The following is a 17199-nucleotide window of genomic DNA, read 5'->3' as shown; positions in this document are numbered from 1 at the left end:
GATTTTCCCCCGACAGGGGACCGATAGTGCGTGTTAAGGAGAAGCAACATGCAAGAAGGGCAAAAGCGTAAAACATCGTCCCTGAGTATCCTCGCCATCGCTGGGGTGGAGCCATACCAGGAGAAAGCGGGCGAAGAATACATGAACGAAGCCCAGCTGTCGCACTTCAGGCGTATACTTGAAGCCTGGCGTAACCAACTTATGGATGAAGTTGATCGTACCGTCACGCACATGCAGGATGAAGCTGCTAACTTCCCGGACCCGGTAGACCGTGCCGCCCAGGAAGAGGAGTTCAGCCTGGAACTGCGCAACCGCGATCGCGAACGTAAACTGATCAAGAAGATCGAGAAGACGCTCAAGAAAGTAGAAGACGAAGATTTCGGCTACTGCGAATCCTGCGGCGTTGAAATTGGTATTCGTCGCCTTGAAGCTCGTCCGACGGCTGATTTGTGTATCGACTGCAAAACGTTGGCAGAAATTCGCGAAAAACAGATGGCCGGCTAAACGGCCCGCAATTTCACCACTTTTCAAAGGCGGGGGCTCTCCCGCCTTATTCATTTGCGGCCTTCGACAGATGACAGCACCTCACTATATCGGGCGCTTTGCCCCCTCGCCTTCGGGCGAACTCCATTTCGGCTCGCTGATCGCCGCCCTTGGCAGCTATCTGCAGGCGCGTGCGAATCGGGGCCGGTGGCTGGTCCGCATCGAAGATATCGATCCTCCCCGTGAAATGCCCGGCGCCGCGCAGACAATTTTGCGCCAGCTTGACCATTACGGGCTGCGCTGGGATGGCGAGGCACTGTGGCAGTCTCAGCGCCATGAAGCCTACCGCGAGGCGCTGGCCTGGCTTCGCCAACAAAATTTAAGCTATTACTGCACCTGTACCCGCAGCCGCATTCAGCAGACCGGCGGTTTTTACGACGGCCACTGCCGGACGTTAAACCATGGGCCAGAAAACGCGGCGATGCGCCTGGTGCAGCGGCATCCGGTATTGAGCTTTAAGGATCGGCTGCGCGGCGAGCTGATTGCCGACGAAAACCTTGCGCGGGAAGATTTTATTATCCACCGTCGCGACGGGCTGTTTGCCTATAACCTGGCCGTGGTGGTCGATGATAATTACCAGGGCGTGACCGAGATCGTGCGCGGCGCCGATTTAATCGAACCGACCGTAAGGCAAATTTCGCTTTATCAGCAGCTTGGCTTTCGGGTGCCGGATTATGTTCATCTGCCTTTAGCCCTAAACGCGCAGGGCAATAAATTATCCAAGCAAAACCACGCGCCCGCCCTGCCGCAGGGCGATCCGCGCCCGGTGCTGGCTGCCGCTTTAACCTTCTTAAACCAGCCGGTTATTTCCCCCTGGCAGGATCTCACCCTTGAGGCTCTGCTAAGCGAAGCGGTGGAAAAATGGGCGCTTGCCCGCGTTCCATTAAATGCATCCATGAATACGTCATTCTCAAATGCCCCGCACTGAGCTATGATTAGCCGCTGTTTTTTTTGTCCCTATGATTGACACTGCCGAGGTGGACTATTTTTACCCGAGTCGCTAATTTTTGCCGCAAGGTGCTTAACCGCGATGATGTTGTGGCGCAGGAGAGCGAAGATCTCCCGCAAATCACGGTCATTCCGCGTGACCAGCACGCTATCTCCCGCAAAGATATCAGTGAAAATGCCCTCAAGGTGCTCTATCGACTGAACAAAGCGGGCTACGAGGCATACCTTGTTGGCGGCGGCGTTCGCGACCTTCTGCTGGGCAAAAAGCCGAAAGACTTTGACGTGACAACCAGCGCCACGCCGGATCAGGTGCGTAAACTGTTCCGCAACTGCCGCCTGGTTGGCCGTCGCTTCCGTCTGGCCCACGTGATGTTCGGGCCGGAAATCATCGAAGTCGCTACCTTCCGCGGTCACCACGAAGAGCAAAAAGCCGATCGCCAGACCTCACAAACCGGTCAAAACGGGATGCTGCTGCGCGATAATATCTTCGGCTCTATCGAAGAAGATGCCCAGCGCCGCGACTTCACGATTAACAGCCTCTATTACAGCGTGGCGGATTTCTCCGTTCGCGATTACGTTGGCGGCCTGCGCGATTTACGCAACGGCGTGATTCGTCTGATTGGCGATCCGGAAACGCGCTATCGCGAAGACCCGGTGCGTATGCTGCGTGCGGTACGCTTTGCCGCCAAGCTGAATATGACCATCAGCCCGGAAACCGGCGAACCTATTCCGCGCCTTGCCACGTTAATTAACGACGTGCCGCCTGCGCGCCTGTTCGAGGAGTCGCTCAAGCTGTTGCAGGCTGGGCACGGCTATGCAACCTATGAACTGCTGCGTGAATATCAGCTGTTCCAGCCGCTGTTCCCGATTATCACCCGTTACTTTACCGAGCAGGGCGACAGCCCGATGGAGCACATGGTTGCCCAAGTGCTGAAGAACACCGATAACCGCATTCAGAACGATATGCGCGTTAATCCGGCCTTCCTCTTCTCCGCCATGTTCTGGTATCCGCAGCTTGAGATGGCGCAGAAACTTACCCAGGAAAGCGGCCTTGCCTATATGGACGCGTTCGCCCTGGCGATGAACGAAGTGCTGGACGAGGCCTGCCGCGCGCTGGCGATCCCAAAACGCATTACGACCCTTGTGCGCGATATCTGGAGCCTGCAGCTGCGTCTGTCGCGCCGCCAGGGCAAACGCGCCTGGAAGCTGATGGAGCATCCTAAATTCCGTGCCGCGTACGATCTTCTGGCCTTGCGTGCGGAAGTGGAAAATAACCAGGAGCTGCAGCGTCTGACCAAATGGTGGGGCGAGTTCCAGGTCGCCGCGCCGCCGGCCCAGAAAGATATGCTCAACGATCTGGGTGATGAACCCGCAGCGCGTCGCCGCCATCGTCGTCCGCGCAAGCGTGCGCCGCGCAGCGGTGGCGCTGCATGACGCTGGCGTATATCGCGCTGGGCAGCAATCAGGCGTCGCCGCTGGAGCAGGTTGCCTCAGCGCTTAACGCCATCGCGGCCATTCCGCAAAGCCGGGTGGTCGCCACATCTTCCTTTTATCGCACGCCGCCGCTCGGCCCGCAGAATCAGCCAGATTACCTGAATGCCGCAGTGGCGCTGGAAACAAAACTCTCTCCACAAGCGCTGCTCGACCATACTCAGCGTATCGAACTTGAGCAGGGCCGCGTGCGCAAAGCTGAACGCTGGGGACCGCGCACGCTGGACCTCGACATTATGCTGTTCGGCGATTTAACCCTCTCCACGCCGCGTCTGACCGTGCCTCATTACGATATGAAAAACCGGGCGTTTATGCTGGTCCCGCTGGCAGAAATTGCACCCGACTGCACCTTCCCGGACGGCCAGCGCGTCTCCGATGTGCTCGAAAAGCTTTCCCGCGCGGGCATTACTTACTGGTAACACCGAATCTTTTCCTTTGTTAAAGTAGCAATCGATTACTCTCCCTCTCTATTCCAAACCAGGGATTGCCATGAAACCAACCACAATGTCTCAGTTGCGCCAATGGAAACAGGCTCAACGTAAATTCGCCACTATCACCGCGTATGACTTCAGCTTCGCCAAACTTTTTGCCGAAGAAGGTATAGGCGTGATGCTGGTCGGCGATTCATTAGGGATGACCGTTCAGGGGCACGACTCCACGCTGCCGGTAACCGTAGAAGATATCGCTTATCATACGCGCGCCGTTCGCCGCGGCGCGCCGCATTGCCTGCTGCTTGCAGACCTTCCGTTTATGGCTTACGCCACGCCAGAGCAGGCTTTCGCCAGCTCGGCGGAAGTGATGCGCGCCGGAGCCAACATGGTGAAAATTGAAGGCGGACGCTGGCTGGCTGAAACCGTCAGCATGCTTACCGAGCGCGCCGTGCCCGTTTGCGGCCACCTGGGCCTGACGCCGCAGTCGGTGAATATCTTCGGAGGCTATAAAATCCAGGGGCGTGATGAAGCGGCCGCACAAACGCTGTTTGACGATGCCGTAGCGCTCGAAGCGGCGGGCATTCAGCTGTTAGTGCTGGAATGCGTGCCGGTTACGCTTGCTAAACGTATTACCGAAGCGCTGACCATCCCGGTGATCGGCATCGGCGCCGGCAACGTCACCGACGGCCAGATTCTGGTTATGCACGACGCCTTCGGCATTACCGGCGGCCACATTCCGAAATTTGCGAAAAACTTCCTGGCTGAAACTGGCGACATGCGTGCAGCCGTCCGCCAGTATGCCGCTGAAGTCGAGTCCGGTACCTATCCGGGCGAAGAGCACAGTTTCCACTGACAGGAGAAAAGTTGTGTTGATTATCGAAACGTTACCGCAGCTCCGCCTGCACATTCGCCGCTGGCGCCAGGAAGGCAAACGCATCGCGCTGGTGCCGACCATGGGCAATCTGCACGACGGGCACATGACGCTGGTTGAAGAGGCGAAAGCCGTGGCCGATGTCGTGGTGGTGAGCATTTTTGTCAATCCAATGCAGTTCGACCGCCCGGAAGATCTGGCGCGCTACCCGCGCACTTTGCAGGAAGACTGTGAAAAGCTGAATCGCCGTAAAGTCGATCTGGTGTTCGCCCCTGCCCCGTCAGACGTCTACCCGCAGGGCATGGATACTCAGACCTTCGTCGATGTGCCGGGCATCTCCACCATTCTCGAAGGGGCGAGCCGTCCGGGTCATTTCCGCGGCGTATCTACTATCGTCAGCAAACTCTTTAACCTGGTTCAGCCTGATGTCGCCTGCTTTGGCGAGAAGGATTATCAGCAGCTGGCGCTGATCCGCAAAATGGTTGCCGATATGGGCTACGACATCGAGATCGTCGGCGTGCCAACGGTGCGCGCGAAAGACGGCCTGGCGCTGAGCTCCCGCAACGGCTACCTGAGCGCCGAGCAGCGCAAAATCGCCCCGGGCCTGTCCAGAGTTATGAATTCGCTGGCCGATAAACTGCGCGCGGGCGAGCGTGATACCCAGGAGATATTGGCTATCGCGGCAACCGAGCTGAACGAACAGGGCTTCCGTTCTGACGACCTGCAAATTCGCGATGCGGACACGCTGCTGGAGCTGACGCCGGAGAGTAAACGCGCGGTGATCCTGATGGCCGCATGGCTTGGCCAGGCGCGTCTGATTGATAATATTCAGGTTGATTTAGCGCAGTAGACAGCCCCTGAAAAACGGGCAATACTGCGCCAATATATTCATCGAACCTTTAAAAAAGGTTCTGTTTAAGCCCAGCAACAAAGGTTTAATTTATGATTCGCACTATGCTGCAAGGCAAGTTACACCGCGTGAAAGTGACCCAGGCGGACTTGCACTATGAAGGCTCCTGCGCCATCGATCAGGACTTCCTCGAGGCGGCAGGCATTCTGGAATATGAAGCCATCGATATTTACAACGTGACCAACGGCAAGCGTTTTTCCACTTACGCCATCGCCGGCGAGCGCGGCTCTAAAATCATCTCCGTCAACGGTGCGGCCGCGCACTGTGCGAACGTGGGCGACATTCTGATTATCGCAAGCTACGTGACGATGCCGGACGAGCAGGCCCGCACATGGCAGCCCAAAGTCGCCTATTTCGACGGCGACAATGAGATGAAGCGCCTGGCAAAAGCCGTGCCGGTGCAGGTAGCTTAAGATGCTCAGCAAAAAAGACCTGCCTTAAGCGGGTCTTTTTTTACCTTAAGATGCAGGCTGATTAGAAATCAACCGCGACATCGTCCCCAGCGAATCCGTACGCAATATATAAAGCCGCTTTAGCAGGAACGGATTATCTCCCGGCTTCACCTTGCCTCTCACCGTCGTCACCGCCATATGGAAACCCGCGTCGTTCGCCGCCTTTACCGCCTTGTCGTCATAGCCGCCGAATGGATAAGACAGATAAAGCACGTGCGGATTGAACTGCGCCAGCGCGCGTCTGGAATGTTCAAAATCAAACAGCACGTTGTGGTAGCTGCGACTTAAGAGGATTGGATGGCGATAACCGTCGACCCGATGCAGAAAATGCGTGTGTGACTGCACGTCAAAAACGTCCTGGCTGGCCTGCAGTTCCTGCACGCTCATAAACTGCAATGCCTTCGGATTCCACTGCTGCGGGTGGCGCTTAATGCGTGACGAGATGATAAACGAGGTCGCTTTGAAGCCGTACTCTTTAAGGATCGGGTAAGCGTAGCGATAAACCGATTTTAGCCCGTCATCAAAGGTAATGGCGACCGAACGCGCTGGCAAATTCATGCGATTACGCACGTAGCCTTCGAGCTGGTACATAGTCAGCGTGGTGTAGCCCATATCACGCAGCCAGGTCATCTGGTTGCTGAAGGCCACCACGGAAGTGGTTGTTGAGGTATGGCGGAAGCGGGTGTTTTCTTCATCGCGCAGGATGTGATGGTAAGTCAGCACGGGTATGCCGTTATCCTGCTGCGCATCCAGGCTGCTTATATAGCCCAGACGGTTGCCGATGCGGATTTGAAACCAGGTCTGGTTGAGGTGATCTTTCAGGCGGGCTATAACCGGGTAACGAAGATTCTCTGCAAGCGTGCCGAAAGGCGCGCTGCCGGTGCTCGGGGCGTTATAGATTTGCACATCGCGAAAGGTGACAAGATTTTGATTGCTGAGCGGCTTGTTTAAATCCCCCAGGCGATCTTCAACGCGCTGCCTGCCTGCGACCGGCCCGAGATGCGTTTTATCGATGAAGCCGGTGCCGAAACCGAATCTGAATTCGTAGTAGTCCGCGGCCGTCGGCACCACCGCGAGGATCTGTCCTTCCTGGACTGTGCCAACCGAGATGACCTTGTCCCCCACCTGCGCCCAGATATCGGCATCTTCGGTAGTTTGCATATATTGCGCGGGGGTTGCATGGCTGCTGAGCAGGCTGGCGTTAGCCGTACCGACGCAGGAGAGCATCAACAGGCAGAAGAAAAGGCGAGTTAACATAACGGATTTGAGGACACTTTTTGCATAACTACGGCAGGGAGCGCTTATTCTAACAAAAGCCCGCCGGATACCAACCTTTCAAATCGATAATGATGCCGGCACAAAGGAGGGATGCTTTTGCTGCTGGTGCCAGAGGCTCGTAACGTCGCTCCCTCCCTGCTTAACGATAAGCTGGCGGAAGGCAGCGCCTGAGAGCGTATCGCGATGACGGCGCATAGCAAAAAGCAGCGGCAGCGTAACGCCGGAGATGACTTCGCAATGGGAGTGTTTATGGCTCAGCTGCGCGGCCGTGCGGTAAGGCGCTGCGCCCGTTTTATCCGTCAGGAAGATGACGCCGTCGCCGGAGTCGCACTTGTAAAGCGCATCGCACAGCATGCGGCTTAACATATTCGTACTTAGCCCCTGCCAGAAATTGACGGCGTAGCACTGAGATTGCGGACCAAAGCGCTTTTCCATAACGTCCAGCATATCCTGTGCAAAGTAGTCGTGACCCGCAATCACCCATCCCAACATATCCCATCTCCTGTCAGCGAAATGCCAGTTTGACAGAGCGGGCGTCAGGCGGGGTGATGTCAGTCAATCTTCGACGGAAAAATCCTGACGGGCTTCCCCACGCAGGGGAAGCCTTGCGGCTAACTGCGTAATCCGCGACCACGCTGAATAAGGTACCAGCACAGCAGATAAAACGCGGCGATAAAGGCCAGCAGCACCACGACGGTGAAGAGTAACGGCACGTCGCTGATGCCGAGGAAGCCAAAGCGGAAGCCGCTGATCATATAGACGATGGGGTTCAGATGCGACAGCGCCTGCCAGAACGGCGGCAGCAGCGTCAGCGAGTAGAACACGCCGCCCAGATAGGTCAGCGGCGTCAGCACAAAGGTGGGGATCAGGCTGATATCGTCAAACGTTTTGGCGAACACGGCGTTAAGCAGCCCCGCCAGTGAAAACAGGATCGCGGTCAGCACCAGGGTCAGGGCGACGAACAGCCATGAGTGTACCTGGAAGGGCACGAAGAACAGGGAAATCGCCGTCACCAGCACGCCAACGCACAGGCCACGCGCCACGCCGCCGCCAACGTAGCCGGCGATGATCACATGCGTTGGCACCGGGGCCACCAGCAGCTCTTCGATATTACGCTGGAACTTCGCGCTGAAGAACGACGAGGCGACGTTAGCGTAAGCGTTGGTGATCACCGCCATCATGATCAAACCCGGCACGATAAACTGCATATAGGTAAAGCCGTGCATTTCGCCGATGCGCGAGCCGATCAGGTTTCCGAAGATAATAAAGTAAAGCGTCATGGTGATGACAGGTGGCACCAGCGTCTGGATCCAGATGCGGGTGAAGCGGTGGATCTCTTTGGTCCAGATACTTTTTAACGCCACCCAGTAAAGATGCATCATGCATGGTCTCCTTTTTTAGTTACCAGCGTGACGAACAGCTCTTCCAGACGGTTGGCCTTGTTACGCATACTTAATACCTGAATCCCTTGCGCGCTTAGCTGGCTAAAGACGCTGTTAATCCCCTGCTCGCGCAGCACTTCCACTTCAAGCGTTGAGGTATCGACCAGACGATACTGGTAGCCCTCAAGCTTCGGCAGCGGGCTTTTTGACGCCAGATCGAGAATAAAAGTTTCGGACTTGAGCTTGGAGAGCAGCGATTTCATCGAGGTGTTTTCCACCAGTTCGCCGCTCTGAATAATGCCGATATTGCGGCACAGCATCTCAGCCTCTTCCAGATAGTGCGTGGTCAGAATGATGGTGGTGCCTTTGTCGTTCAGATCTTTCAGGAAGCCCCACATGGAACGACGAAGTTCGATATCCACGCCTGCGGTTGGTTCATCAAGGATCAACAGCTTAGGCTCGTGCATCAGGGCGCGGGCAATCATTAAGCGACGCTTCATGCCGCCTGATAACATGCGCGCACGTTCATTGCGCTTTTCCCACAGATCGAGTTGTTTTAGGTACTTTTCGCTGCGCGCTATCGCTTCGCTACGTTCAACGCCGTAATAACCGGCCTGATGTACAACGATCTGCTGTACCGTCTCAAACGGGTTGAAGTTAAACTCCTGCGGGACCAGGCCAAGCTGGCGCTTCGCGTTTACCACATCCTTTTGCAGGTCGTAACCAAACACCCGCACAAGGCCGGAGGTTTTGTTCACCAGCGAGCTGATGATACCGATAGTGGTGGATTTTCCTGCGCCGTTCGGGCCAAGTAAGGCATAAAAATCCCCCGCCTCGACGCGAAGATCTATGCCGCGCAGCGCCTGTACGCCGCCGGGATAGGTTTTCGTGAGCTTAGATAGTTCTAATGCAGTGGTCATTGTTTGGGATTACCTTTCATGATGCAAATTTGTTAAGCAGTTTTAAAATTTCTCGAGTTGCCCTATATTACCTCAACGCACTTATTCGGTTACAGGTTGTTAACCTCCATGAAAGATATAGATACACTCATCAGCAATAACCAGATGTGGTCGAAACTGATGGAAGATGAAGATCCGGGCTTTTTCAAACGCCTGGCTTTGGCGCAGAAACCCCGTTTTCTGTGGATTGGCTGCTCGGATAGCCGCGTACCGGCTGAACGCCTGACCGGCCTTGAGCCCGGCGAACTCTTTGTTCACCGTAACGTGGCAAACCTGGTCATCCATACCGACTTAAACTGCCTTTCTGTCGTGCAGTACGCGGTTGATGTGCTTGAAGTTGAACACATCATTATCTGCGGGCACTACGGATGCGGCGGCGTACAGGCGGCGGTTGAGAATCCGGATTTAGGGCTTATCAACAACTGGCTGCTGCACATTCGTGATATCTGGTTCAAGCATAGTTCGCTGCTGGGAGAACTCCCGCAGGAACAGCGCCTTGACACCTTATGTGAACTGAATGTTATGGAGCAGGTGTATAACCTGGGCCACTCCACCATCATGCAATCCGCATGGAAGCGTGGGCAGAAAGTCACCGTCCACGGCTGGGCCTATGGCATACACGATGGTCGCCTGCGCGATCTGGAAGTGACTGCAACCAGCCGCGAATCCCTTGAGCAGGGTTACCGTAGCGGGATTTCAAACCTGCGTCTGTCCCACAGCAGCCATAAAAATATAATACCTGCCCAGTAAAGCAGGTAGCAAAAAGGGCCCTGAAGGCCCTTAAGTTATCAAGAAGGAAGGAAAAGCACGATTTTCCTTCTTTGTCATTAACAGCAAAATCAAGGAGTTGATTAAGCTGTTAATGTTTTCAATGCAGCTTTCAACCTTATCCCGCAGCAAATTTGCCCGGCTATTCGTCCAGCAGCACCACTTTGCCGACGTACGGCAAATGGCGATAGCGCTGAGCATAATCGATACCGTAACCCACCACGAATTCGTCAGGAATGGAGAAACCAACCCATTCAACGTTGACCTCCACCTCACGGCGCTCTGGTTTATCCAGCAGCGTACAGATAGCCAGGGATTTTGGTTCGCGCAGGCTGAGGATTTCACGCACTTTGCTTAACGTATTGCCGGAATCGATGATGTCTTCGACGATCAGCACATCTTTACCGCGGATATCTTCGTCGAGATCCTTGAGGATTTTCACATCGCGGGTAGTGGACATGCCGCTGCCGTAGCTGGAGGCGGTCATAAAATCGACTTCATGGGGCACCTGTACTTCACGGCACAGGTCCGCCATAAACATAAACGAGCCGCGCAGTAACCCTACCAGCACCATATCGCTTCCGCTGTCGCGATAATGTTCGCTTATCAGGCGACCAAGTTCTGCGATGCGGGCTTTGATCTCCGCTTCCGGGATCATCACTTCTACAGTATGTTTCATATCTATAACCATATGATTTAAAAACAAATCATTTGATGCTGGCTAAGCTTCCGCCAACACAAAATATTCAGGCCAGCAGTATAACAGCAAAAGCCAATCGCAGGCGTTTTCAGTAAAAAAGCCATTTATGTGATGCAGGTCACACATGTTAATACCTATAATTAAATGCTATCAATCTTTTAAGAGTGTGATAATTGTGAAAATAAATAACTCTGGATCGCGTGTGCTCGCGATCTTATCAGCCCTGTTTGCGGTACTTACCGGGCTGTATTTACTTATTGGCGGGATATGGTTAGTGGCGATTGGCGGGTCCTGGTACTACCCCATCGCCGGGGTGGTGATGCTTGTCACCGCATGGTTACTGTGGCAACGCAAAGTACTGGCCCTGTGGATTTATGCCGCACTGCTGCTTTGCACCCTGGCATGGGCCGTCTGGGAAGTCGGTTTCGATTTCTGGGCGCTTACGCCGCGCCTGGACGTTCTCTTCTTCTTCGGCATATGGCTGCTGTTACCTTTTGTCTACCGCCAGTTCATTCTGCCCTCCGCGGGCGCTGTACCGGCCTTAGGCGCCGTTCTGGCCATCACCGTTGTGGCTCTGATCTGGGCGGTATTTAACGATCCGCAGGAAATTAACGGCACGCTCAGCGCAGATGCAGCCGCTTCTGCCGCGCCAGCGTCCACTATTCCTGATGCCGACTGGCCCGCCTATGGCCGCAATCAGGAAGGCCAACGCTACTCTCCTTTGAAGCAGATTAACGATAAAAACGTTGGTCAGTTAAAAGAAGCCTGGTCGTTCCAGACGGGCGATTTAAAACGCCCCAACGATTCGGGCGAAGTTACCAACGAAGTTACCCCGATTAAAATCCGTGACACCCTCTACCTGTGCTCCGCGCACCAGCAGCTGTTCGCGCTGGATGCCGCAACGGGTAAGCAGAAGTGGAAATTCGATCCGCGTCTGGAAAGCAATCCTACCTATCAGCACGTGACCTGCCGCGGTGTTTCTTATCATGAAGCCACGGCGGATAACGCCAGCCCGGACGCTGTTTCAGACTGTCCGCGTCGCATCATCCTTCCGGTGAACGATGGCCGTCTGTTTGCAGTGAACGCTGATAACGGTCAGCTGTGCGAAAGCTTCGGCAACAAAGGTATTCTGAACCTGCAAACCAATATGCCGGTAACGACGCCAGGCATGTACGAGCCGACCTCGCCGCCAATCATCACTGATAAAGTCATAGTGATTGCGGGTTCGGTAACGGATAACTACTCCACTCGCGAGCCGTCTGGCGTGATTCGTGGCTTTGATGTTAACAGCGGCAAACTGCTGTGGGCATTCGATCCGGGCGCGAAAGATCCGAATGCGATTCCGGGCGATGAGCATCACTTCTCTATCAACTCACCGAACTCCTGGGCGCCGGCAGCTTACGATGCCAAACTGGATCTGGTGTATCTGCCGATGGGCGTCTCCACTCCGGATATCTGGGGCGGCAACCGCACGCCGGAGCAGGAGCGTTATGCCAGCAGCATTCTGGCGATAAACGCAACGACCGGCAAACTGGCGTGGTCCTATCAAACCGTGCACCACGATCTGTGGGACATGGATATACCGGCTCAGCCAACGCTTGCGGATATCACCGATAAGAACGGCAACACCGTTCCGGTGATCTACGCGCCGGCGAAAACCGGCAATATCTTTGTGCTGGATCGTCGTAACGGCAAGCTGGTTGTTCCGGCCCCGGAAAAACCTGTGCCGCAGGGCGCGGCGAAAGGCGACCACGTTGCTCCTACCCAACCCTTCTCCGATCTGAGCTTCCGTCCGAAGAAAGATCTGAGCGGTGCGGATATGTGGGGCGCGACCCTCTATGACCAGCTGGTCTGCCGCGTGATTTTCCACAAGCTGCGTTATGAAGGCATCTTTACCCCGCCGTCTGAGCAAGGCACGCTGGTATTCCCGGGCAACCTGGGGATGTTCGAGTGGGGCGGTATTTCTGTCGATCCTAATCGCCAGGTAGCGATTGCCAACCCGATGGCGCTGCCGTTTGTCTCTAAACTGATGCCACGCGGCCCGGGTAACCCAATGGAGCCACCTGCAGATGGACAAGGCACCGGTTCCGAGTTAGGTATTCAGCCGCAGTACGGCGTGCCGTATGGCGTAACGCTCAACCCGTTCCTCTCTCCGTTCGGCTTACCTTGTAAGCAACCGGCATGGGGCTACATCTCTGCGGTGGATCTGAAAACCAACGAAGTGGTGTGGAAAAAACGTATCGGTACCGTACGCGACAGCTCGCCGCTTCCGCTGCCGTTCAAAATGGGGATGCCGATGCTGGGCGGCCCAATCTCTACGGCTGGCAACGTCCTGTTCATTGGCGCAACCGCAGATAACTACCTGCGCGCATATAACATGAGCAACGGTGAAAAGCTGTGGGAAGCGCGCCTGCCGGCCGGTGGCCAGGCAACGCCGATGACTTATGAAGTGAACGGTAAGCAGTACGTCGTCATTTCCGCAGGCGGCCACGGCTCCTTCGGTACGAAGATGGGCGACTATATCGTCGCTTACGCTTTGCCGGACGACGCTAAATAAAGCTTCGCCGCCCTTTCCTCTGGAAAGGGCATAGTATTGAAAATGCCCGCGCCTTACGGTGCGGGCATTTTTTACGCCACGGTAAAGCCAAGCATCATGCCCGTATCTTCATGCTCGAGCAGATGGCAATGCGCCATATACGCCTGTTCTGCAGAGGCCTGATGATCGAAACGCACCAGCACCTCGCTGCGCCCGCCTTCCACATGAACCGTATCCTTCCAGCCCTGACGATGCGCCGCGACCGGCTGACCGTTCTCGCTTAGTATGCGGAACTGCGTGCCGTGAATATGGAACGGATGCAGCATCATGTCGCCTTCGCCCGAGATCGTCCATTTCTCATATTTTCCCTTAGCGGCTGCAAAAGCGGGCGCGTTCATAGCGAAAGCCTTGCCGTTTATCTTGTTGGCGTTGTGGAAGTCGAATCCTTGACCTGCCTTGCCGTGTCCCATCGCGCCGTGATTCATCCCGCCCATCTCGCCATGCCCGGCCATGCTCATCCCCGCCATGGCCTGCTTGCCGTATTTGTCCGTCAGCGCCTGCATGCCCATCATATCGAGCATCGGATCCATCATCAGCTGCAGCCAGCGCTCGGTTAGCCCTTCCAGAGCGGGTAGTGAAGGCATATCAACCAGCTTATCCGGTAGCGTTCCCGAAGCGGCAATACGCAGCGGCTGAATGCGTGCCACCGGCACAGGTTTATCAAACGGCGCTACGGTCATGCCCATTTGTTTGACGGGCAGCGTGACAATATCAAAAGGTTTGCCGTCGAGGGTGTCCACCAGCACTTCGAAACGCTCGCCCGTCAGCATCGGCAGCTCGGTGACCTTCACCGGCTCCGCCAGCAGGCCGCCGTCGCTGGCGATCACGTACAGAGGGCGGCGGTCGCTGGCGGCAATATTCAGGGAACGGGCATTACAGCCGTTCAGTAAACGCAGACGCAGCCAGCCGCGTGGGTTAGCATGCTGCGGGTAGCGCACCCCGTTGCACAGCAGCGTGTCGCCAAACCAGCCCACCGCGGCGCTCATCACGTCCAGCTTGTAATCAATCTCTCCGTCTGCGGAAAAGCGCTTGTCCTGAATAATCAGCGGAACATCGTCAATGCCCCACTGCTTTGGCAGCATTAGCTGGCGGCTTGCCGTATCTTCAATTAACACCAGTCCCGCCAGCCCCATTGCGACCTGATGCCCCGTTTTACCGTGCTGATGAGGATGAAACCAGCAGGTTGCCGCGCGCTGCTGCGGGGTGAAGGTTACGCTGCGTTTTCCACCTGCGGCAATGACGCCTTGCGGGCCGCCGTCGACCTCGCCCGGCACCTCAAGACCGTGCCAGTGCACCGTAGTTTCTTCAGCCAGGCTATTATAAATATTGACGGTAACCGCTTCGCCCCGGGTAAGCTGTAAGGCGGGACCAAGCAGATTGCCGTTATAGCCCCAGGTGGCGGCAGATTTTGCCCCAAAAGCGCTGTTACCGGCCTGGACGGTTAGGCGAATACTGTTTTTGGCGTCCGGCGCGAGTAAAGCGGGAACAGGTAAAACAGGACGCTCCGTTGCCAGCGCCGCACGGCTCCAGAGCGGCAGCGCGCTAAAAGCGCCAACGGCGGCGGAATATTTCAGGAAATCACGACGATGCATATTCAGTTCCTTTAAGTCAGCAGGCGTGCCTGTGAGCATAAACCTTTCCCCAACGGGAAGGTCAAGTTTGCGGCAGATAATAAATCTCGTCGTGGTCCAATTAACTGTGATAACGTTTCGCATCTGATAAAAAGTGGTAGACGTGATGAAGATGGGAGTTAGGGCGTTGTTGTTGGGTGTTTTGCTGGCCTTTTCTGCCAGCAGTCAGGCACTTAGCGAATCGGAAGCAGAAGATATGGCCGATCTGACTGCGGTATTTGTATTTTTGAAAAATGATTGTGGCTACCAGAACCTCCCTAACGGACAGATTCGTCGCGCGCTGGTCTTTTTTGCTCAGCAAAACCAGTGGGATTTAAGCAACTACGATAGCTTCAACATGAAGGCATTGGGTGAGGACAGCTATCGCGATCTGAGCGGCATCGCCATCCCGACGGCAAACAAATGTAAATCGCTGGCCCGTGACTCTTTAAGCCTGCTCGCCTACGTTAAGTGACCCATCCTCCCAGACCTCTGCTGAAATAATAGCCGTGCACCCGCGGCTATTGTTGGCTATTATGTTGCGCCCATTTTTCCAGGGTGTTAACGAAGAGGTGTAGGCCCATGACCGATAAAAAAGTGTGGCGCGAAACGCTGCATGAAAATTTTGGCCAGTACTTTGCCATCGACAACGTGCTGTATCACGAGAAGACGGAACATCAGGATCTGGTCATCTTCGAGAACGCCGCTTTTGGGCGCGTGATGGCGTTAGATGGCGTGGTGCAAACCACCGAACGCGATGAGTTTATTTACCATGAAATGATGACGCACGTTCCGCTGCTGGCTCATGGTCGGGCGAAACAGGTGCTGATTATCGGCGGCGGCGACGGCGCGATGCTGCGCGAAGTCACGCGTCATAAGAACGTTGAAAGCATCACCATGGTGGAGATCGATGCAGGCGTCGTGTCGTTTTGCCGCCGGTATCTGCCGAACCACAATGCCGGCAGCTATGACGATCCGCGTTTTAAGCTGGTAATTGACGACGGCGTCAATTTCGTTAACCAGACTACGCAAACCTTTGACGTGATTATTTCCGACTGTACCGATCCTATCGGCCCGGGCGAAAGTCTGTTCACCTCCGCCTTTTACGAAGGCTGCAAACGCTGCCTGAATCCCGGCGGTATTTTCGTCGCGCAAAACGGCGTCTGCTTCCTGCAGCAGGATGAAGCCATCGACAGCCACCGCAAGCTCGGCCACTACTTTGCAGACGTCAGCTTTTACCAGGCGGCGATCCCGACCTATTTCGGCGGCATCATGACCTTTGCCTGGGCGACGGACAACCCCGCTCTGCGCCACCTCAGCGCCGAAATCATCCAGGCCCGATTCCAGAAAGCCGCTATTACCTGCCGCTATTACAATCCGGCAATCCACACGGCGGCGTTCGCTTTGCCGCAATATTTGCACGATGCGCTGGCCTGCCAGCCATCCTAAGGAGGTGATAAAAATTGAAAAAGCTGAAACTACACGGCTTTAACAACCTGACGAAAAGCCTGAGTTTTTGTATCTACGATATTTGCTATGCCAATACCGCCGAAGAGCGTGATGGTTATATTGCCTATATTGACGAGCTGTATAACGCGAACCGCCTGACGGAGATCCTCAGCGAGACCTGTTCCATTATTGGCGCGAATATTTTGAATATCGCCCGCCAGGACTATGAACCGCAGGGCGCAAGCGTCACTATTCTGGTCAGCGAGGAGCCTGTCGATCCGCAAAGCATCGACAAGTCCGAACACCCCGGCCCGCTGCCGGACGCTATCGTCGCCCACCTTGATAAAAGCCATATTTGCGTGCACACCTATCCGGAAAGCCATCCGGAAGGCGGCCTGTGTACTTTCAGGGCCGACATAGAAGTTTCAACCTGCGGGGTCATCTCACCGCTTAAGGCGCTGAATTACCTTATCCACCAGCTTGAATCCGATATCGTCACCGTTGATTATCGCGTGCGCGGCTTTACCCGCGACGTAAACGGCATGAAACACTTTATCGATCATGAGATTAATTCGATTCAGAACTTTATGTCCGACGACATGAAAGCGCTGTATGACATGGTGGACGTCAACGTTTATCAGGAAAACATCTTCCATACCAAGATGTTATTAAAAGAGTTCGATCTGAAACATTATATGTTCCATACCCGCCCGGAGGAGCTGAGCGAAGAGGAACGCCGGATGATTACGGATTTACTCTGGAAAGAGATGCGCGAGATTTATTACGGACGCAATATTCCCCACGTCTGATG

Annotated in this window: 18 protein-coding genes; 12 read left to right on the top strand and 6 right to left on the bottom strand. The window is 55.2% G+C overall.

Annotated elements, in window-relative coordinates:
* Nucleotides 1-48: 48 nt before the first annotated feature.
* From dksA to panD, 7 genes are all read left to right on the top strand, one after another.
* Nucleotides 49-504, top strand: a complete 456-nt coding sequence (gene dksA / locus WLO31_RS03500; protein WP_121266913.1) for an RNA polymerase-binding protein DksA — start codon at nucleotides 49-51, stop codon at nucleotides 502-504.
* Between the two features lie 70 nt (nucleotides 505-574).
* On the top strand, nucleotides 575-1471 hold the full coding sequence (gluQRS, locus tag WLO31_RS03495; protein ID WP_435929126.1) for a tRNA glutamyl-Q(34) synthetase GluQRS: 897 nt from the start codon (nucleotides 575-577) through the stop codon (nucleotides 1469-1471).
* Between the two features lie 56 nt (nucleotides 1472-1527).
* The gene (gene pcnB, locus WLO31_RS03490) at nucleotides 1528-2925 is read left to right on the top strand and encodes a polynucleotide adenylyltransferase PcnB (protein WP_435930498.1); all 1398 of its coding nucleotides are present in this window, start codon (nucleotides 1528-1530) and stop codon (nucleotides 2923-2925) included.
* Nucleotides 2922-3401, top strand: a complete 480-nt coding sequence (gene folK, locus WLO31_RS03485) for a 2-amino-4-hydroxy-6-hydroxymethyldihydropteridine diphosphokinase (protein WP_435929125.1) — start codon at nucleotides 2922-2924, stop codon at nucleotides 3399-3401. Before pcnB ends, folK begins: the two co-directional genes overlap by 4 nt.
* 70 nt (nucleotides 3402-3471) lie before the next feature.
* Nucleotides 3472-4266: a 3-methyl-2-oxobutanoate hydroxymethyltransferase gene (gene panB / locus WLO31_RS03480; protein ID WP_435929124.1), complete on the top strand. Its 795-nt coding sequence runs from the start codon at nucleotides 3472-3474 to the stop codon at nucleotides 4264-4266.
* Nucleotides 4267-4279: 13 nt separating this feature from the next.
* The gene (gene panC / locus WLO31_RS03475; RefSeq protein WP_435929123.1) at nucleotides 4280-5134 is read left to right on the top strand and encodes a pantoate--beta-alanine ligase; all 855 of its coding nucleotides are present in this window, start codon (nucleotides 4280-4282) and stop codon (nucleotides 5132-5134) included.
* A gap of 92 nt (nucleotides 5135-5226) precedes the next feature.
* Complete coding sequence (gene panD, locus WLO31_RS03470; protein ID WP_435929122.1) at nucleotides 5227-5607, top strand: aspartate 1-decarboxylase; 381 nt, start codon at nucleotides 5227-5229, stop codon at nucleotides 5605-5607.
* Nucleotides 5608-5652: 45 nt separating this feature from the next.
* On the opposite strand, the gene WLO31_RS03465 is transcribed toward panD, so the two are convergent.
* From WLO31_RS03465 to WLO31_RS03450, 4 genes are all read right to left on the bottom strand, one after another.
* Entirely contained in the window at nucleotides 5653-6903 is a 1251-nt protein-coding gene (locus tag WLO31_RS03465) for a polysaccharide deacetylase family protein (protein WP_435929121.1), read from the bottom strand.
* Between the two features lie 78 nt (nucleotides 6904-6981).
* Entirely contained in the window at nucleotides 6982-7416 is a 435-nt protein-coding gene (locus WLO31_RS03460; protein ID WP_435929120.1) for a PTS sugar transporter subunit IIA, read from the bottom strand.
* Between the two features lie 119 nt (nucleotides 7417-7535).
* A complete protein-coding gene (locus WLO31_RS03455; RefSeq protein WP_435929119.1) occupies nucleotides 7536-8306 on the bottom strand; it encodes an ABC transporter permease in 771 nt (256 codons plus the stop codon).
* A complete protein-coding gene (locus WLO31_RS03450; RefSeq protein ID WP_435929118.1) occupies nucleotides 8303-9226 on the bottom strand; it encodes an ABC transporter ATP-binding protein in 924 nt (307 codons plus the stop codon). The genes WLO31_RS03455 and WLO31_RS03450 overlap by 4 nt, the downstream gene beginning before the upstream one ends.
* A 108-nt stretch (nucleotides 9227-9334) precedes the next feature.
* Here WLO31_RS03450 and can point away from each other — a divergent pair, with 108 nt between their 5' ends.
* Nucleotides 9335-10015 carry a carbonate dehydratase gene (can, locus tag WLO31_RS03445; RefSeq protein WP_435929117.1) on the top strand — a complete coding sequence of 227 codons (681 nt, stop codon included), beginning with the start codon at nucleotides 9335-9337 and terminating at the stop codon, nucleotides 10013-10015.
* Nucleotides 10016-10175: 160 nt separating this feature from the next.
* On the opposite strand, the gene hpt is transcribed toward can, so the two are convergent.
* Nucleotides 10176-10712 carry a hypoxanthine phosphoribosyltransferase gene (hpt, locus tag WLO31_RS03440; protein WP_435929116.1) on the bottom strand — a complete coding sequence of 179 codons (537 nt, stop codon included), beginning with the start codon at nucleotides 10710-10712 and terminating at the stop codon, nucleotides 10176-10178.
* A gap of 145 nt (nucleotides 10713-10857) precedes the next feature.
* Here hpt and WLO31_RS03435 point away from each other — a divergent pair, with 145 nt between their 5' ends.
* Nucleotides 10858-13290 carry a glucose/quinate/shikimate family membrane-bound PQQ-dependent dehydrogenase gene (locus WLO31_RS03435; RefSeq protein ID WP_435929115.1) on the top strand — a complete coding sequence of 811 codons (2433 nt, stop codon included), beginning with the start codon at nucleotides 10858-10860 and terminating at the stop codon, nucleotides 13288-13290.
* A 71-nt stretch (nucleotides 13291-13361) separates the two neighbouring features.
* Here WLO31_RS03435 and cueO read toward each other — a convergent pair whose 3' ends face one another.
* On the bottom strand, nucleotides 13362-14921 hold the full coding sequence (gene cueO / locus WLO31_RS03430; RefSeq protein ID WP_435929114.1) for a multicopper oxidase CueO: 1560 nt from the start codon (nucleotides 14919-14921) through the stop codon (nucleotides 13362-13364).
* Nucleotides 14922-15066: 145 nt separating this feature from the next.
* Here cueO and WLO31_RS03425 point away from each other — a divergent pair, with 145 nt between their 5' ends.
* From WLO31_RS03425 to speD, 3 genes are all read left to right on the top strand, one after another.
* Nucleotides 15067-15414 carry a YacC family pilotin-like protein gene (locus WLO31_RS03425; RefSeq protein WP_435930497.1) on the top strand — a complete coding sequence of 116 codons (348 nt, stop codon included), beginning with the start codon at nucleotides 15067-15069 and terminating at the stop codon, nucleotides 15412-15414.
* A 107-nt stretch (nucleotides 15415-15521) separates the two neighbouring features.
* Nucleotides 15522-16388 carry a polyamine aminopropyltransferase gene (gene speE / locus WLO31_RS03420; protein WP_435929113.1) on the top strand — a complete coding sequence of 289 codons (867 nt, stop codon included), beginning with the start codon at nucleotides 15522-15524 and terminating at the stop codon, nucleotides 16386-16388.
* A gap of 14 nt (nucleotides 16389-16402) precedes the next feature.
* Nucleotides 16403-17197 (top strand): adenosylmethionine decarboxylase, encoded by a 795-nt coding sequence (gene speD / locus WLO31_RS03415; RefSeq protein ID WP_435929112.1) that lies wholly within the window; start codon nucleotides 16403-16405, stop codon nucleotides 17195-17197.
* Nucleotides 17198-17199: the final 2 nt, after the last annotated feature.

The sequence above is a fragment of the Dryocola sharpae genome (genome assembly GCF_051307055.1).
Classification (GTDB): domain Bacteria; phylum Pseudomonadota; class Gammaproteobacteria; order Enterobacterales; family Enterobacteriaceae; genus Dryocola.
This window is presented reverse-complemented; position numbering and strand designations above follow the sequence as displayed.

Bases quoted from the DNA above. Each gene is read 5' to 3' on its own strand.
- dksA (WP_121266913.1), top strand. From the start codon at position 49: ATGCAAGAAGGGCAAAAGCGTAAAACATCGTCCCTGAGTATCCTCGCC.
- gluQRS (WP_435929126.1), top strand. From the start codon at position 575: ATGACAGCACCTCACTATATCGGGCGCTTTGCCCCCTCGCCTTCGGGC.
- folK (WP_435929125.1), top strand. From the start codon at position 2,922: ATGACGCTGGCGTATATCGCGCTGGGCAGCAATCAGGCGTCGCCGCTG.
- panB (WP_435929124.1), top strand. From the start codon at position 3,472: ATGAAACCAACCACAATGTCTCAGTTGCGCCAATGGAAACAGGCTCAA.
- panD (WP_435929122.1), top strand. From the start codon at position 5,227: ATGATTCGCACTATGCTGCAAGGCAAGTTACACCGCGTGAAAGTGACC.
- WLO31_RS03465 (WP_435929121.1), bottom strand. From the start codon at position 6,903: ATGTTAACTCGCCTTTTCTTCTGCCTGTTGATGCTCTCCTGCGTCGGT.
- WLO31_RS03460 (WP_435929120.1), bottom strand. From the start codon at position 7,416: ATGTTGGGATGGGTGATTGCGGGTCACGACTACTTTGCACAGGATATG.
- WLO31_RS03455 (WP_435929119.1), bottom strand. From the start codon at position 8,306: ATGATGCATCTTTACTGGGTGGCGTTAAAAAGTATCTGGACCAAAGAG.
- WLO31_RS03450 (WP_435929118.1), bottom strand. From the start codon at position 9,226: ATGACCACTGCATTAGAACTATCTAAGCTCACGAAAACCTATCCCGGC.
- can (WP_435929117.1), top strand. From the start codon at position 9,335: ATGAAAGATATAGATACACTCATCAGCAATAACCAGATGTGGTCGAAA.
- hpt (WP_435929116.1), bottom strand. From the start codon at position 10,712: ATGAAACATACTGTAGAAGTGATGATCCCGGAAGCGGAGATCAAAGCC.
- WLO31_RS03435 (WP_435929115.1), top strand. From the start codon at position 10,858: ATGTTAATACCTATAATTAAATGCTATCAATCTTTTAAGAGTGTGATA.
- cueO (WP_435929114.1), bottom strand. From the start codon at position 14,921: ATGCATCGTCGTGATTTCCTGAAATATTCCGCCGCCGTTGGCGCTTTT.
- WLO31_RS03425 (WP_435930497.1), top strand. From the start codon at position 15,067: ATGAAGATGGGAGTTAGGGCGTTGTTGTTGGGTGTTTTGCTGGCCTTT.
- speE (WP_435929113.1), top strand. From the start codon at position 15,522: ATGACCGATAAAAAAGTGTGGCGCGAAACGCTGCATGAAAATTTTGGC.